Source organism: Micromonospora sp. AP08, assembly GCF_008085935.1.
Classification (GTDB): domain Bacteria; phylum Actinomycetota; class Actinomycetes; order Mycobacteriales; family Micromonosporaceae; genus Micromonospora; species Micromonospora chersina.
Genome location: NZ_VSEZ01000008.1, coordinates 149058 through 164520, shown reverse-complemented (window position 1 = coordinate 164520; position 15463 = coordinate 149058). Strand labels below are relative to the sequence as shown.

The following is a 15463-nucleotide window of genomic DNA, read 5'->3' as shown; positions in this document are numbered from 1 at the left end:
TACGCGGCGCGGCATGCCCGGCCGCGACGGGTGTGGGCGCACCCCCACACCCGGATCAGGTGCGGAGCTGCGCCCAGCGACACCGCTAGCGGAGCGACCGGAACGCGGTGCGGAGCTCGTCGCACAGCAGTTGCGGCTGCTCCCAGGCCGCGAAGTGCCCGCCCCGGTCGAGCTTGTTGTAGTGGATGAGATTCGGATAGGCCCGCTCGGCCCAGGATCGGGGCGCCTCGTAGAGCTCGTCCGGGAAGACGCTGACGGCGGCGGGGACGGAGACGTCCTTGGCGCCGAGGAAGGAGAGCTTGTTCTCCCAGTAGAGGCGGGCGCCGGAGACGCCCGTGTTCGTCAACCAGGTGAGCGTGATGTTGTCGAGGATGTCGTCGCGGGTGAGCCCGCCGGGCTGCCCGGCGAAGGCCCGGCAGATCAGCTCCAGGCTGGCCGCGTCGTGGTCGCACATGAAGCTGGCCAGGGCCATGGGCGAGTCGGCGAGACCGATCAGCGTCTCGGGGCGCGTCGCCATGATCAGTGCGTAGGCGGAGTGCTTCCAGAAGAAGTCCTGCTCCTCGCAGGCCCTCCGCTCCTCGTCGGAGAGGTTGGCCGGAAGCTTGGACATCGCCTTGTTGATTCCGGTGATATCGGACTGGACCAGGGCGTCGATCTCGGGCGGAACCGCGCTCGGCATGTTGGTGTGGATGCCGGCCAGTTCCGGCGGCGCCTGCACGCCCATGACATTGGTGATCAGCGCGCCCCAGTCGCCGCCCTGGGCGACGAACCGGTCGTAGCCGAGGCGTTTCATCAGCTCGGTCCAGGCGCGCGCGATGTGTTCCGGCCCCCAGCCGGGTTCGGTCGGCTTGCCGGAGAAGCCGTAGCCGGGCATCGACGGGATCACCAGGTGGAAGGCGTCCGACGCGGACCCGCCGTGGGCCGTGGGATCGGTGAGCGGGTCGATGATCTTCAACTGTTCGATGATCGAGCCGGGCCAGCCGTGGGTGACGATGAGCGGCAGCGCGTCCTCGTGTTTGGACCGGATGTGCAGGAAGTGGATGTCCAGCCCGTCGATCTCGGTGATGAAGTTCGGCACCGAGTTCAGTCTCGCCTCGACCTTGCGCCAGTCGTACTCCCTCTCCCAGTAGTGGGCGAGCGCCTGGCTCGTCTCGAGCGGCACGCCCTGCGACTGGTCGTTGACGAGTTGCTTCTCGGGCCAGCGAGTGGCCGCGATGCGCTGTCGCAACGCCTGGAGCTCCGACTCGGGAATCTCCACGGTGAACGGCCGGATGTCGGTGCCGCGAGCCAGGGTCTGCGTCTTGACGGCCACGTGGGCCTCCTTGTCCTCGGGCTGTGTCGTGGGCAGGAGGTGCGCTCAGCTCTGGCCCTCTCCTCGCCGGGGGAGCTTCCAGTCGGGCCGGGGGAAGTGGCAGGTGTAGCCGCCGGGATGCTTCTCCAGGTAGTCCTGGTGTTCCGGCTCGGCCTCCCAGAAGGGGCCGGCCGGAGTGACCTCGGTGACCACCTTCCCCGGCCACAGGCCGGAGGCGTCGACGTCGGCGATGGTGTCCTCGGCGACCTGTCGCTGCTGGTCGTCGCAGTAGAAGATGGCGGACCGGTAGCTGGAGCCGACGTCGCCGCCCTGACGGTTCTTCGTGGTCGGGTCGTGCACCTGGAAGAAGAACTCGAGCAGGTCGCGGTAGGAGAGCGTGGCGGGATCGAATTCGATCTCGATCGACTCGGCGTGGCCCTCGTGGTTCCGGTAGGTCGCGTTCGGCAGGTCACCGCCGGTGTAGCCGACCCTGGTGTGCACCACGCCCGGACGTTTCCGGATCAGGTCCTGCATGCCCCAGAAGCAGCCGCCGGCCAGGACCGCCTTCTGCGTGTCGCTCATCGCTGTCGCCCCCCGTCCGAATGCTCGAACAACCTGCGGTACTCGCCGTAGCCCTCGCGGTCGAGGTCGTCGAGCCGGATGAACCGGAGGGAGGCGGAGTTCATGCAGTAGCGCAACCCGCCGGCCTCCACGGGCCCGTCGTCGAACACGTGGCCCAGATGGCTGTCCCCGTGCGCCGACCGGACCTCCGTGCGGACCATGCCGAGGGTGGAGTCCCGCACCTCGACCACGTTCCTCGGCTCGATCGGCTTCGTGAAGGACGGCCAGCCGGTGCCGCTGTCGAATTTGTTGACGGAGGCGAAGAGGGGTTCGCCGGACACGACGTCGACGTAGATCCCCGGCTCCTTGTTGTCCCAGTACGGGTTGTCGAAGGCCGGCTCCGTGCCGCCTTCCTGGGTGACCCGGTACTGCTCGGGCGACAACCGGGAGACGGCCTCCGGGTTCTTCCGATACTCGGGTGACACCGTTGTTCCTCTCGGACGGGTCCCGGCAGATCTGCCGGGTCCAATCGGGTCTGCACGCGGCGCGGATGCCTACCCGGCCCGCCGATGGCTAACCGTGCTCCGGCCCGGCCGTGGGCGCCGGTACCGGTTTGCGGGTGCGAGCGGCCGGGGTAAACGGCTGTTCATGACGGATCCGGAGCAGAGTCGGCGGCAGCAGGAGCAAGCGCTCGAGCGTGGCGAGGTGTACCAGGACGTCGAGGGTCGCCGCACCGAGGACCCGGCGGCGGGAGCCGCGAACGCCCACAGCGAAGCCGACCGCAACGTCGAGCACCTGCGCCGCGGCGAGGTCGGTCCGGGCGTCCCGGAGGAGTAGCCCGGCCGTTCAGCGCCTGTGGCGGGCCTCCGCCTCGACGTCGAGCAGTTCGTTGAGCGCCAGCGCCGTGTTGATCAGCGCGAGGTGGCTGAAGGCCTGCGGGTAGTTGCCGATCTGCTCGCCGGTCGACGCGATCTCCTCGGCGTAGAGGCCGAGGTGGTTGCTGAAGGTGAACATCTTCTCGAAGGTGAGCCGGGCGTCGTCGAGGCGGCCGGAGCGGGCCAGCGCCTCGGCGTACCAGAAGGTGCACATGTTGAAGGTGCCCTCGTGGCCGGGGAGCCCGTCGGGGGAGTGGACCGGGTCATACCGGTGGACCAGGCTGTCGGAGACCAGTTCCCGCTCGATGGCGTCGAGGGTGCGGCACCACATCGGATCCGACGGCGTCACGAAGCCGACCGCCGGCATGGACAGCAGCGCGGCGTCCAGGACGTTCTCGCCGTAGGCCTGGACGAAGGAGCCCCGGCCCCGGTGGTAGCCGCGCGCCATCACCTGGTCGTAGATCAGGTTCCGCTGGGTGGTCCAGCAGCCGACGTCCCCGGGGCGGCCGGTGCGGCCGGCGAGCCGGATGGCCCGGTCCAGCGCCACCCAGGACATCACCCGGCCGAAGGTGTAGTCCCGGGGATGGTGCCGGCTCTCCCAGATGCCGGCGTCCGGCTGGTCCCAGTTGTGGCACAGCCAGTCGACGAGCCGTACGGTGCTCTTCCACACCTGGTGGGAGACCCGGATGCCCTGTTCGTCGGCGACGTGCATGGCGAACAGCGCCTCGCCGTGGATGTCGAGCTGGAGCTGGTCGGCCGCGCCGTTGCCGATCCGGACGGGCCGGGAGGCGCGGTAGCCCTCCAGGTGGTCGAGGATCTCCTCGTGCAGGTCGGACGAGCCGTCGACCCGGTACATGATCTTCAGCGGGGCCTGGTGGTCGCCGGCCTCGCGGATCCGCTCGTCGAGCCAGTCCATGTACCGGCCGACCTCCTCGGTGAAGCCGAGGCCGAGCAGGGCGTGCACCGAGAACGACGTGTCCCGGACCCAGGTGTAGCGGTAGTCCCAGTTGCGCGTGCCGCCGACCAGTTCGGGCAGCGCGGCCGTCGGCGCGGCGATCATGGCGCCGGTGGGCGCGTACGTCATCAGCTTCAGCGTGATGGCCGACCGCTCGACCATCTCCCGCCACCGGCCGGTGTAGCGGGAGCGTTCGACCCACCGCCGCCAGTAGTCGCGGGTCCACTCGAACATCCCCTGCACCTCTTCGAGGGGGACGGCCCGGGGTTCCATGTCCGAGTTCGTCTCCAGCACCACCCCGCCGGTGTCGCCCTCGTTGAGGACGCCGAACCCGATCAGGTCGCCGTCCTCCAGGTGCATGTCCTCCTCGGCGATCAGGCGGCGGACCGGCTGGACCGGGTTGAAGGTGAGCGACGCGGCCGAGCCGCGGAAGACGTACCCGTTGCGGTGCCGTTCCAGGCGGGGCCGCTCCCGCGCGTAGTCGAACCGGGGCCGGCACTCCAGCCGGAACCGCATGCTGCCCCGCACCATGGTGACCATCCGCACCAGGCGGTGCACCTCGGTCGCCTTCTCGCCGGTGACCGGCATGAAGTCCTGGACCTCGGCGACCCCGTCGGCGCTGATGAACCGCGTGATGAGGATCGGGGTGCCCGGCAGGTAGAGCTGCTTGGTCACGTAGGTGGTCTCGTCGGGGCAGATGCGGAAGAAGCCGCCGCGCTCCCGGTCCAGCAGGCTGGCGAAGACGCTGGGGGAGTCGAAACGGGGCGCGCAGAACCAGTCGATCGTCCCGTCGCAGGTCACCAGGGCGGCGGTCTGGAGATCACCGATCAGCCCGTGGTCCTCGATCGCCGGATACCCGTCGTCCACGTCGCCCCCCGTCTCGACTGCACCCCTCCGCAGTAACCTAAAGGGGAATAATGTCCGTGTAAGTCTTATTCGTGAATGCCATCCGGTCGCGCCGCCTCGACCGCCCGGCGGGTCTCCTCAGCGACCAGGTCCCCGTTGATCGCGGCGGCCGCCAGGGCGCCCGCCGCCGCGGCCGCGCCGACCTGGGCGGCCGGGTCGGTGACGTTGCCGGCGACCCACACCCCGGGCACGTCGGTACGCCCCATCGGGTCGGCGGGCACGTGTTCGCCGGCCCCGGACGGGTGCGCCACGGCCCGCAACCCGAGCGCCCCCAGGAACCCGGCCCGCGCCACCATCCGGGGCGCGGCGACCAGCACCTCGCGCGCGACCGGCCGGCCGTCGCGCAGGCGTACCCCGACCAGCCGGTCCGCGACGACCTCCAGCGACGCGACCTCGCCCTCGACGACGCGGACGCCGCGGGCCGCCAGTTGCTCCGCCTGCTCGTCGGTGAGCGGCGGCGCGGTGTGGCGGAGGAAGAGGACGTCGTCGCTCCACTGGCGGAACAGCAGCGCCTGGTGGACCGACAGCGGCCCGGTGGCCAGCACCCCGATGGGTTGGTCGCGCACCTCCCACCCGTGGCAGTACGGGCAGTGCACCACGTCCCGACCCCACCGCTCGCGCAGGCCGGGCAGCTCCGGCAGCTCGTCGGCCAGGCCGGTGGCGACCAGCAGCCGGGCGGCCCGGACCGGGCGGCCGTCGGCCAGCGCGACCAGGAAGTCCTCGCCGTCGCGGGTCACCGTCTCGACCTGACCGTCCCGCAGGTGCCCGCCGTACCGGCGGACCTCGTCCCGGCCGCGTGCCAGCAGCTCCGCCGGGGGCGTGCCGTCGCGGGCCAGCAGCCCGTGCACCCCCTCGGCCGCGGCGTTGCGCGGGCTGCCCCCGTCGATCACCAGGACCGACCGGCGCGCCCGGGCCAGCACCAGCGCCCCGCTCAACCCGGCGGCGCCGCCGCCGATCACCACCGCCTCGTAGCTCTCGGTCACTCTGACCACCTCCCGCGGCAACCATGCGGCCGCCCTGGCCATACTCGCAAACCTTGTTGCTGATCTGGCAAACTGGTGGGATGGACGACGACCTGGACCGGGCGCTCGACGCGGTCGGCCCCCGGCTGCGCGCGCTGCGCCGCGAACGGGAGACCACCCTGGCGGACCTGGCGGCCGCCACCGGCATCTCGGTGAGCACCCTGTCCCGCCTGGAGTCCGGCAGCCGCCGCCCCACCCTCGAACTGCTGCTGCCGCTGGCCCGGGCGCACGGCGTGACGCTCGACGAGCTGGTGGGCGCCCCGCCCACCGGCGACCCGCGCATCCACCTGCGGCCGGTCACCCGGCACGGCATGACCATGCTGCCGCTCACCCGCCGGCCCGGCGGCATCCAGGCGTACAAGCTGGTCATCCCGGCCGGCGGGCGGCCCGTCGAGCCCACCCCGCAGACCCACGAGGGGTACGAGTGGGTCTACGTGCTCAACGGCCGGCTGCGGCTGGTCCTCGGCGAGCACGACCTGGTGCTCACGCCCGGCGAGGCGGCCGAGTTCGACACGCGGGTGCCGCACTGGTTCGGCCCCGCCGACGCTGAGGCGGTCGAGTTCCTCAGCCTCTTCGGCGCCCAGGGCGAACGCGCCCACCTCCGCGCCCGCCCCCGCACCGCTTCCTGAAGATCTTGGTGCGAAGTGGCCCCTACCGGGGCCTTCTCCTACCAAGATCTCGCCGGTACCGTGCGGTGACACTCGTCGGGGAGGGGATGCGGGGACGTGGGGGCGAAGACGGCGCTGCTGGCGTACGCGGACGGGGACATCGCCACGGCGTTGCACGGCACCACCGGCGGTGACCGGGACGCGGCCGAGGCGCTGGTCCGGCGCGTCCACCCGGGGCACCTCGTCGACGCCGCCGCCGACGAGTGCCTGTGGGACGCCGTCTACCCGCCCGACGACGTGACGTACGCCGTCGCGCTGCCCGGGGTGGACCTGCTCTGCGACCGGCGGCTGGCCGTCAACCCGCCGTCCGCGCTGCCCGCGCACCTGGTCGAGGCGAGCGCCGGGCGGCGGATCGTGCTCCACGGCATGCACTCGGTCAGCGACTGGCTGGGATTCGCGGTGTGGGAGGACGGCGTCCTGGTCCGGTCGCTGAATGTGGGATCCGAAGGCGTCGGTGAGAACATCGGCGAGCCACTACCGTTCGAGCTGCCGTACTGGGCGGGGGAGCACCCGGTGCCGGGCTGGGACCGCCTGCCGTTCCATCCGCTGGAGCTGGGTGAGGCGGCGCTGCGGGCGCTGTTCGGCTTCGTGGTGGAGGGCCGTCGCCAGCCGGACGACGTGGACGCCGACGCCGTCCGGCTGCACGGGTTCCGGGTGACCGACCCGACCGGTCGGGAACAGGCCGCGCGGGACGAACTCCACGAACTGGCGCGCCGGATGGTGCTCCACCGACGCGGCTAGCCCGGGTGTCGGCTCGCCGCGCGCCTGATATCGGTTGCCGTGGTTCGGGCCGCTCCGCTTGGCTGGGGGAGTGACCGGCGTCGACGCGTACCTCATCTGCGCGGTGCCCCGGACGGGCAGCTCGCTGCTCTGCGGCCTGCTGGCCTCGACCGGCGTGGCGGGCCGGCCCGAGGCGTACTTCCGGGAACCCGATGAGCCGCTCTGGGCCCGCCGCTGGGGCCTGCCGGCCGGGCAGTGGCGCTACGGCGACTACGTCCGGGCGGCCCTGGCCGTGGGCCGGACCGGCAACGGCGTGTTCGGAGCGAAGGTCATGTGGGGGACGCTCGACCGGATGGTCGACGGGCTGGCCACCGAGCACCCGGAGCTGGCCGGCGCGGACGACGCGCTGCTGCGGCGGGCGTTCGGCCGGACGGCCTTCGTGCACCTGCGCCGCGACGACGTCCTCGCGCAGGCGGTCTCCTGGCTGCGCGCCGAGCAGACCGGCCGGTGGACCGACACGGGCCCGGACGCCGTCGACGCGTCCGGTCCGCCGACCGGTGAGCCGCGCTACGACCCGGACGGCATCGACGAGCTGCTGGGCACGATCGCCGAGCACCAGGCGGCCTGGGACGCGTGGTTCGCCCGGCACGGGATCACCCCGCACCGGGTGCGCTACGAGGACCTGGCGGCCGACCCGGGCGGGGTGACCCGGGGCGTCGTCGACGCGCTCGGGCTGCCGTCGGCCGGTGTGCCGGTCCGGCCCCGCCACTCGCGGCAGGCCGACGCGATCAACGCCGAATGGATCGCCCGGCACCGCAGCCGGACGTGACCTTGGCCACCCCTGCGCTTCATCCCCGCTCAGGGGTAGGTCATCTGCCGTTACCCGGCGGTTAAGGTGGGCCTCGCGAAGTCGCTTCCCGGAATCCGGGGCGGCTTCGTAGTGCTTCACGGGACCCGTGGAGCCCAGCCGTCCCGACGTTCTCCGGGCCAACCGAAACGGGACTGCTGCACCCCCACCGCCCGGCCGGCGCGACCGGCTGGGCCAACCCGGAACGGAGTAAGGCCACGCCATGAGCGTGTCTACGCAGGATCCTGCTGTCCCGGTGGAGCCGGCGGAACCCGCCGCGCAGAGCCGCCTCGACCGCTTCTTCGAGATCACCCGCCGGGGCTCGACGGTCAGGCGCGAGGTGCTCGCCGGGATCACCACCTTCGCGACGATGGCCTACATCGTCGTGCTCAACCCGCTGATCATCGGCACCGCGCCGGACAAGGACGGCAACCTCCTCGGCATCGCGCCGGTCGCCGGGGTCACCGCCCTGGTCGCCGCAGTCATGACGATCATGATGGGCATCGTCGGCCGGGTGCCGTTCGCCGTGGCCACCGGCCTCGGGCTGAACGCCTTCGTGGCGTACGCGGTCGCGTCCCAGATGAGCTGGGCCGAGGCCATGGGCCTGGTCGTCATCGAGGGTCTGATCATCACCGTGCTGGTGCTCACCGGCTTCCGGAAGGCCGTCTTCCGGGCCATCCCGGCCGAGCTGAAGGCGGCCATCGCGGCCGGCATCGGCCTGTTCATCGCGCTGATCGGCTTCGTCGACGGCGGTCTGGTCCGGGCCGGCACCGGCGTGCCGCTCCAGCTCGGCTCGGGCAGCAACGGCACCCTGCACGGCTGGCCCACGGTCGTCTTCCTGGTCGGCCTGCTGGTCACCGGCATCCTGGTCGCCCGCAAGGTGAAGGCCGGCGTCCTCATCGGCATCGTGCTCACCACGGTCGTCGCCGTGGTCGTCAACGCGTTCGCCAAGCCCGGTCCGGCTCTCGTCGACGGCAAGCCCAACCCGGACGGGTGGCGGCTCAACGTGCCGACCCTGCCCGATCCGCTCTTCCAGACGCCCGACCTGCACCTGGTCGGCAACGTGTCGTTCGGCGCGTTCGCCCACGTCGGCCTGGTGACCGCGCTGCTGCTGGTCTTCACCCTGGTGCTGGCCGACTTCTTCGACGTCATGGGCACCACGGTCGGCCTGGCCAAGCAGGCGAACCTGACCACCGAGGACGGCACCGACATGCCGCGCCTGGGCAAGGTGCTCTTCGTCGACGGCGTCGCCGCGGTCGCGGGCGGCGCGGGCAGCGCCTCCTCGGCCACCACGTACGTCGAGTCCTCCTCGGGCATCGCGGACGGCGGGCGGACCGGCCTGACCAGCGTGGTCACCGGCGTGCTCTTCCTGGGCGCGCTGCTGCTCACCCCGCTGGTGTCGCTGGTGCCGAGCGAGGCCGCCGGCCCGGCGCTCGTGGTGGTCGGCGCGCTCATGATCCGCCAGGTCAAGGACATCGACTTCACCGACGTGGGCGTCGCGGTCCCGGCCTTCCTGACCATGACCCTCATGCCCTTCACCTACTCGATCACCAACGGCATCGGCGCCGGTTTCGTGAGCTGGGTGGCGATCCGGGTGGCCCAGGGCAAGGCCCGGCAGATCCACCCGCTGATGTGGGCGGTGGCCGCAGCGTTCGTGATCTACTTCGGCATCAACCTGGTCAAGGCCGTCACCGGCGTCAGCTGACCGACCCGCGCCGCGCCCCCGTTACCCGTTGGCCCGAGGTAACGGGGGCGCGGCGTATCCGGATCATGGGTTAGAGTGCCGTCGCGCGGACACGCGACCGTCGTGGGCGCAGGGGGATGAGGCCATGGATCGCCATCAGCTTCCCCTGCCATGCACTTTTCCGGGTCGCGCCTTCTGACCGAGACTCACCGCGACCCGGGTCACTCCACGACCTTGGAGAATCGCGTTGTTCATTTCTGAACTGACCACCGAACGACTCGTGCTGCGCCCCTGGCCGGCCGAGGAGGCCGCCGCCGTGGTCGCCGGGGAGCGGCGCCCGTACTGGGCGGCGGACTTTCCCGCCGACGGCGAGCGGGTGATCGCCGGGATCATCGCCGGCCGACCCGGGCAGCCCCACGGCCATCGGCTCATGATCGAACGGGAGACCGGCCTCACCGTGGGCGGCATCGGGTTGTTCTGGCCGCCCGTCGACGGCGCGGTCGAGTTCGGCTACGGGATCGTCCCGTCCCGGCGCTGCCGCGGCTACACCACCGAGGCGGTCCGGGCCCTGGTGGCCGACGCCCTCACCCTGCCCGGGGTGACCCAGGTGCACGCCACCGTCGATCCCGCCAACGCTCCGTCGGTGCGGGTGCTGGAGAAGGCCGGCCTGCGCCGCGACGGCACCGTCGCCAGCGACGAGGGCCTGCTGCACCGGTACGTCGCCGGGTAACGCCGGACGGACCGGCCCGGCGGTGGGGCGACCCGCCGCCGGGCCGACCGTCGTTGAACGGGTGTGACCTACGCGGACGTCAACGGGGTGCGGCTCTGGTACGAGGTCCACGGCACCGGCCGCCCGCTCGTCCTGCTGCACGGCGGCTACGGCTCGACGGAGATGTTCGCGCCCGTCCTACCCTCACTCGTCACGCGCCGGCAGGTCGTCGCCGTCGACCTCCAGGGCCACGGCCGCACCGCCGACGTGGACCGGCCATTGCGCTACGAGTCGATGGCCGAGGACGTCGCCGCGCTGCTGCGGCACCTCGACCTGCCGGCGGCCGACGTGCTCGGCTACTCGCTCGGCGGCGGGGTGGCCCTGCGGGCCGCCATCCAGCACCCCGAACTGGTCCGCCGCCTCGTGCTGGTCTCCACGCCGTGCCGCCGGCAGGGCTGGTACCCGGAGGTGCTGGCCGCGATGGTCGCCCAGGACGAACGGGTCGCCGAGCGGATGCGCGGCACCCCGCCGCACCAGCTCTACGAGCGGGTCGCGCCCCGCCCGCAGGACTGGCCGGCGCTCTGGGCCAGGACCGGCGAGCTGCTGCGCCGCGAGTACGACTGGTCCGCCGAGGTGGCCGCCCTGCCCATGCCGGTGCTGCTGGTCTTCGCCGACGCCGACTCGATCCCGGTCCACCACGTGGCCGAGTTCTTCGGGCTGCTCGGCGGCGGCCACCGGGACGCCGGCTGGGACGGCACCGACCGCCCCGCGTCCCGGCTGGCCGTGCTGCCCGGGCTCACCCACTACGACATCGTGGGCTCACCCGCCCTGCCGGCCGCGGTGCTGCCCTTCCTCACCCACGAGGTGCGCGCCCCCGGTTGAGCCGGAGCGCGCCTCCCCGCCGGAGCCTGGCGCGCCTTCGTCACCTCGGCGAAGCGGGCCTGACCCCGCCAGCTTCAGCCCATCCGGCGGGCGAGCCAGGGCAGCAGGGCGTCGCCCTGCAACCGCTGGAACGCCCGGACCGTCGGGATGCCGGGCGGGGGCGGCTGGCGGGCGCCGTCCAGGAAGAAGCCGGTGAACCCGGCCAGCACCCCGGTCAGGTCGGCCGGGTCCACCCCGGCGGCGAGCGGCAGGGCGGCCAGCAGCGCCTCCGGGTCGTGGCCGCCGTGCACCTGCACGTTGACCAGGGCCAGCAGGCTGTCCAGCCAGGCCGGCCCGCGGCAGGCCCACGGCCAGTCGACCACGCTGACCGTGCCGTCGGGGCCGATGAGCAGGTTGTCGGCCCGAATGTCGAGGTGGCAGAGGGTGTCGCCGGCCAGCGCGGCCAGCCCGCGGTCGGCGGCCGCGCACAGCTCGGTGAGCCGGGCCCGCGCCCAACCGTCCAGGTCGGCCGGTGGGTCGGCGGCGATCCGCCGCCAGCCGCCGAAGTCGTGCCCGAGCTGCTCGGTCGCGGTGGTGGTCACCGCGGCGGGGGCGGGGGTGAGGGCCGCCGCCATCGCCTCCAGGGTGGACAGCACGGCGGCCAGCTCGCCGGGCTCCCACGGGGTGGCCGGGTGTCGGCCCTCGACGTCGGTGAAGACCAGCGCGATCCAGTCCCCGTCGTCGTGGCTGCCGAGCAGCCGGGGCGCCGGCGCGGCGGGCGGCAGGGCGGCGGCGACGCGGGCCTCGGCGCGGTGCAGCGTGGGGCTGCGGTCGTTCTGCGCCGGGCTGACCGCCTTGACGAATGCCCGCCCGCCGCCGGCGGTGCGGACCCGGTCGGCGGTGCCGGGGGAGAAGCCGCCGTGCTGTGACTCGGCCGCCACCACCCGGTCGTCGAGGATCTCCTCGACCGCGGCGCGGACGGGCGCCGGCAGGTCGGCCCAGCGGATCCGGCTCTTCGTCAGGCTGGTCACCGCCCCACCGTGCGCGACCCCGTCCGGCCGCGGCAACCCGATTACCGCGCCCCGGCGGTGTAGCGGAGCACCACCACGCCGCTGTCGAACGGCCGGGTCTCGGCCAGGGTGAACCGGGTCGGCGTGAAGCCCCGGTCGGCCAGCGGGATGCCGCTGCCGATCACCACCGGGTTGAGCTTGACCACCAGCTCGTCCACCTCGTCGAGGAGTTGGCCGGCGAGCTGCCCGCCGCCGCAGAGCCAGATGTCGCCGCCCGGCTGCCCCTTCAGGTCGCGGACGAAGGCCACCGGGTCGGCGTCGACGATCTCCACCTGCGGGTCGTCGGACGGGGGCAGGGAGCGGGAGAAGACGTACTGCTTGAGGTGGGCGTACGGGCTGGTGACGCCGAGCTTCAGCGCCGGGTCGTAGGTGGCCCGGCCCATGAGCAGGGCGTCGAAGCGGCCGGCCGGCGGCGAGGCGATGCCGAACTGGGCGTGGGTGAACGTGGGGAAGGTCTGGGGCCACTCGGCGGTCAGGTGGGCCGCCACGTCGGGCTCCAGCGGGAGGAAGTCGTAGGACCCGTCGGGGGCGGCGATGAAGCCGTCGAGGGTGCTGGCGACGTAGTACACGAGCTTGCGCAAACCGACTCCGATGTCCGGGATCAACCACGACGGCTGTCGTGGTGCGAGGGGAATGTACAACACCTGTCGTGGTTGTTGCTAGGGTGCTGGCATGGCCAGGAATCCGGAACGCCGAAGCCTGCTCGCCGACGCCGGGCTGCGGGTGCTCGCCGCCGCCGGCGCGCGCGGCCTGACCCACCGGGCGGTGGACGCCGAGGCCGGCGTGCCCACCGGCACCGCCTCCAACTACTTCCCGTCCCGGGCGGCGCTCCTCGCCGGGCTGGCCGAACGGATCTTCGACCGGATGGCGCCCGACCCGGCCGTGCTGGCCGAGCTCGGCGGGCGGGAGCCCTCCCTCGCCCTGGTCACCGACTACCTGCGCCACATCGTCGAGCGCACCACCCGCGAGCCCGACCTCACCCGGGCCCTGTTCGAACTGCGGCTGGAGGCCTCCCGCCGCCCCGAACTGCGGGCCGCGCTCGGCGACGTGCTGCGCCGGGGGTACGCCGACGACGTCGCCTTCCACGTCGCCGCCGGGCTGCCCGGCGGCGCCTTCGAGATCGCCCTGCTGCACTACGCCGTCGACGGCCTCCTGCTCGACCTGCTCACCACCTCGATCGACGCCGGGTTCGACGCCGACCAGGTGGTGTCCGCCCTGGTCTCCCGTCTGGTCGGCGGCGGCACCGGCTGACCGGCGCCCCGCCCAGGCATGTCGCAGCGGCCAGCGGGAACGCCCACCGGGACGCACCTGGGGAGGAGCGACGATGACGGATGGGGCCGGACTGACCATCGGTGTGCTCGGCTCGTACGGCGGTCGGAACCTCGGCGACGAGGCGATCCTCACCGGCCTCCTGGCCGACCTGCGCCATCAGGAGCCGAACGCCCGGATCATCGTCTTCTCCCGGAACCCGGCGCACACCGCGCTGGCCCACCCGGACGTGGAGGCGGTGCCCTGGGAGGGGGTCAGCCGGGTCGACTCGTCGGCGGTCCTGGACCGGCTCGACCTGCTCGTCCTGGGCGGCGGCGGGATCCTCTACGACAAGGAGGCCCGGCGCTACCTGCGGGTCGTCCGGGTCGCGCAGGAGCGCGGGCTGCCGCTGCTCACGTACGCGGTCGGGGTCGGCCCGCTCAGCGAAGGAATCGACACCGGGATGGTGCGGGAGACCCTGGGCCAGGCCACCGAGCTGACCGTGCGCGACCAGGAGTCCCGGATGGTGCTGGAGGAGGCCGGGCTGCTGAACCCGATCACCGTCACCGCCGACCCGGCGTTCCTGCTCACCCCGGAGGAGTTCCCGGAGAGCTGGCTGCGAGAGGAGGGCGTGCCGGCCGGCAAGCAGCTGGTCGGGCTGAGCGTCCGCGAACCGGGCCGGGCGGCCGAACGCCTCGACGTCGACGGCTACCACCGGCTGCTCGCCCAGATCAGCGACTTCCTGGTGCACCGGATCGACGCGTACGTGCTCTTCGTGCCCATGGAACGCGACGACATCCGGCACTCCCACGGGGTGATGTCGCACATGATCGCCGCCGAACGGGGGCGGATCCTGCACAACGACTACTCGCCCCGGCAGGTGCTCGGCCTCATGAAGCACTTCGACCTGGCGGTCGGCATGCGCCTGCATTTCCTGATCTTCGCGGCCATGATGGGCACCCCGTTCCTGCCCCTGCCGTACGCCGGAAAGGTCTTCGACCTGGCCCAGCGGCTCGGGGTGCCGGCGCTGCGCGGCGTGGAGCGTGAGGTCGAGGGCCCGCTGCTGGCCGAGGTGGACCGGTTGTGGGACGAGCGCGACCAGCGCGCCAACGAGACCGCCCGGCGGGTGGCCGCCGTGTGCGAGCAGGCCCGCGGCACCTCCCAGGTCACCCGCGGGGTGCTGGAGAGCATCCGGTCGCGGATGCTGAGCGCGGCCACCGCCTGAGCGGCGTCAGGCCGCCGGGCCCCGGAACGTGTACACCCACTCGCGCGCGTGCTCGTCGTCCGACTGCAGCTCGTAGATCTGCGCGTGCGCCAGCCCCTCCGGCCCGATGTGGTGGTGGGTCAGCGGCGGGCGGCCGTTGCTGTCCAGCTCGACGGTGACGGTCTCGCCGTCGGCCGTGCCGCCCATCAGAGGGATCTGCATCGTGGATGCCATGCGCCCATCCTGCCGCGCCGATCGTCGGCCCGCAGCGGGATGAGGGGCAGCGGGCCGGCGGGCCCGGCGACTAGGGTCCGGGGATGGCGAAACCGGCGATCGACCCCACCCTGGGTCCGGTCCTCGCCCGCACGGGCGACGAACGGGCCATCCTCGAATCCTTCCTCGACTTCCACCGGGCCACCGTGCTGCGCAAGGCGAGCCGCCTCTCCGACGCCGAGGCGACCCGCCGCCTGGTGCCCTCCCGCACCACCCTCGCCGGGCTGCTCAAACACCTGGCGCTGGTGGAGCGGAACTGGCTGCCCTGTCTGTTCGCCCCCGGGCCGGGCGACGTCTACCTCACCAGCGAGGCCGACGCCGAGGCCAGCTTCACCCTCGACCCGGGCGAGACCCTCGACGGGCTGGCCGCGGCCTACCGGGCCGCGTGCGCCCGGTCCCGGGCCGTCGCGGCCCGGTTCGACCTCGACCACGTGGTGCCGCACCCGCAGCTCGGCGAGGTGTCGTTGCGCTGGGTGCTGGTGCACCTCGTCGAGGAGACCGCCCGGCACGCCGGGCACGCCGACATCCTGCGCGAGCTGACCGACGGCGAGACCGGGGCGATCTGACCG

At 72.7% G+C, this 15463-nt stretch carries 18 protein-coding genes; 10 read left to right on the top strand and 8 right to left on the bottom strand.

Annotated features, from left to right (window positions below):
- Window positions 1–85: 85 nt before the first annotated feature.
- The 3 genes from FXF50_RS16005 to msrB are packed head-to-tail and all read right to left on the bottom strand — an operon-like array spanning window position 86 to window position 2337.
- Window positions 86–1312, bottom strand: coding sequence for an epoxide hydrolase family protein (locus FXF50_RS16005; RefSeq protein ID WP_148428580.1), 1227 nt, complete (start codon window positions 1310–1312; stop codon window positions 86–88).
- A 45-nt stretch (window positions 1313–1357) separates the two neighbouring features.
- On the bottom strand, window positions 1358–1873 hold the full coding sequence (msrA, locus tag FXF50_RS16000) for a peptide-methionine (S)-S-oxide reductase MsrA (protein WP_148428578.1): 516 nt from the start codon (window positions 1871–1873) through the stop codon (window positions 1358–1360).
- The gene (gene msrB, locus FXF50_RS15995; RefSeq protein ID WP_148428576.1) at window positions 1870–2337 is read right to left on the bottom strand and encodes a peptide-methionine (R)-S-oxide reductase MsrB; all 468 of its coding nucleotides are present in this window, start codon (window positions 2335–2337) and stop codon (window positions 1870–1872) included. Before msrB ends, msrA begins: the two co-directional genes overlap by 4 nt.
- A gap of 163 nt (window positions 2338–2500) precedes the next feature.
- On the opposite strand from msrB, the gene FXF50_RS15990 reads away from it, so the two are divergent.
- Window positions 2501–2689: a ribonuclease gene (locus FXF50_RS15990; RefSeq protein WP_091319752.1), complete on the top strand. Its 189-nt coding sequence runs from the start codon at window positions 2501–2503 to the stop codon at window positions 2687–2689.
- A gap of 9 nt (window positions 2690–2698) precedes the next feature.
- Here FXF50_RS15990 and FXF50_RS15985 read toward each other — a convergent pair whose 3' ends face one another.
- Both FXF50_RS15985 and FXF50_RS15980 read right to left on the bottom strand, forming a co-directional pair.
- Entirely contained in the window at window positions 2699–4549 is a 1851-nt protein-coding gene (locus tag FXF50_RS15985; protein WP_148428574.1) for a glycoside hydrolase family 15 protein, read from the bottom strand.
- Window positions 4550–4614: 65 nt separating this feature from the next.
- Entirely contained in the window at window positions 4615–5613 is a 999-nt protein-coding gene (locus FXF50_RS15980; RefSeq protein WP_187399696.1) for an NAD(P)/FAD-dependent oxidoreductase, read from the bottom strand.
- Window positions 5614–5651: 38 nt separating this feature from the next.
- Here FXF50_RS15980 and FXF50_RS15975 point away from each other — a divergent pair, with 38 nt between their 5' ends.
- The 6 genes from FXF50_RS15975 (at window position 5652) to FXF50_RS15950 (ending at window position 11120) form a co-directional block, all read left to right on the top strand.
- On the top strand, window positions 5652–6239 hold the full coding sequence (locus FXF50_RS15975) for a helix-turn-helix domain-containing protein (protein WP_148428570.1): 588 nt from the start codon (window positions 5652–5654) through the stop codon (window positions 6237–6239).
- A 96-nt stretch (window positions 6240–6335) separates the two neighbouring features.
- Entirely contained in the window at window positions 6336–7019 is a 684-nt protein-coding gene (locus FXF50_RS15970; RefSeq protein WP_187399695.1) for a hypothetical protein, read from the top strand.
- 70 nt (window positions 7020–7089) lie between these two features.
- On the top strand, window positions 7090–7827 hold the full coding sequence (locus FXF50_RS15965; protein ID WP_187399694.1) for a Stf0 family sulfotransferase: 738 nt from the start codon (window positions 7090–7092) through the stop codon (window positions 7825–7827).
- 241 nt (window positions 7828–8068) lie between these two features.
- Window positions 8069–9550: an NCS2 family permease gene (locus tag FXF50_RS15960; RefSeq protein ID WP_148428566.1), complete on the top strand. Its 1482-nt coding sequence runs from the start codon at window positions 8069–8071 to the stop codon at window positions 9548–9550.
- 226 nt (window positions 9551–9776) lie between these two features.
- Window positions 9777–10259 carry a GNAT family N-acetyltransferase gene (locus FXF50_RS15955; protein WP_222866060.1) on the top strand — a complete coding sequence of 161 codons (483 nt, stop codon included), beginning with the start codon at window positions 9777–9779 and terminating at the stop codon, window positions 10257–10259.
- A gap of 63 nt (window positions 10260–10322) precedes the next feature.
- Window positions 10323–11120 carry an alpha/beta fold hydrolase gene (locus FXF50_RS15950; protein ID WP_148428564.1) on the top strand — a complete coding sequence of 266 codons (798 nt, stop codon included), beginning with the start codon at window positions 10323–10325 and terminating at the stop codon, window positions 11118–11120.
- A gap of 74 nt (window positions 11121–11194) precedes the next feature.
- Here the strand turns inward: FXF50_RS15950 and FXF50_RS15945 are convergent, their stop codons facing one another.
- The gene (locus FXF50_RS15945) at window positions 11195–12130 is read right to left on the bottom strand and encodes a phosphotransferase family protein (RefSeq protein ID WP_187399693.1); all 936 of its coding nucleotides are present in this window, start codon (window positions 12128–12130) and stop codon (window positions 11195–11197) included.
- A gap of 41 nt (window positions 12131–12171) precedes the next feature.
- Window positions 12172–12750 (bottom strand): dihydrofolate reductase family protein, encoded by a 579-nt coding sequence (locus FXF50_RS15940; RefSeq protein WP_148428562.1) that lies wholly within the window; start codon window positions 12748–12750, stop codon window positions 12172–12174.
- A gap of 91 nt (window positions 12751–12841) precedes the next feature.
- Here FXF50_RS15940 and FXF50_RS15935 point away from each other — a divergent pair, with 91 nt between their 5' ends.
- Window positions 12842–13420 carry a TetR/AcrR family transcriptional regulator gene (locus FXF50_RS15935; protein WP_148428560.1) on the top strand — a complete coding sequence of 193 codons (579 nt, stop codon included), beginning with the start codon at window positions 12842–12844 and terminating at the stop codon, window positions 13418–13420.
- Between the two features lie 73 nt (window positions 13421–13493).
- On the top strand, window positions 13494–14642 hold the full coding sequence (locus FXF50_RS15930; RefSeq protein ID WP_148428558.1) for a polysaccharide pyruvyl transferase family protein: 1149 nt from the start codon (window positions 13494–13496) through the stop codon (window positions 14640–14642).
- Window positions 14643–14648: 6 nt separating this feature from the next.
- On the opposite strand, the gene FXF50_RS15925 is transcribed toward FXF50_RS15930, so the two are convergent.
- Entirely contained in the window at window positions 14649–14855 is a 207-nt protein-coding gene (locus tag FXF50_RS15925; protein WP_148428556.1) for a hypothetical protein, read from the bottom strand.
- Window positions 14856–14938: 83 nt separating this feature from the next.
- On the opposite strand from FXF50_RS15925, the gene FXF50_RS15920 reads away from it, so the two are divergent.
- The gene (locus tag FXF50_RS15920) at window positions 14939–15460 is read left to right on the top strand and encodes a DinB family protein (RefSeq protein WP_148428554.1); all 522 of its coding nucleotides are present in this window, start codon (window positions 14939–14941) and stop codon (window positions 15458–15460) included.
- Window positions 15461–15463 lie beyond the last annotated feature (3 nt).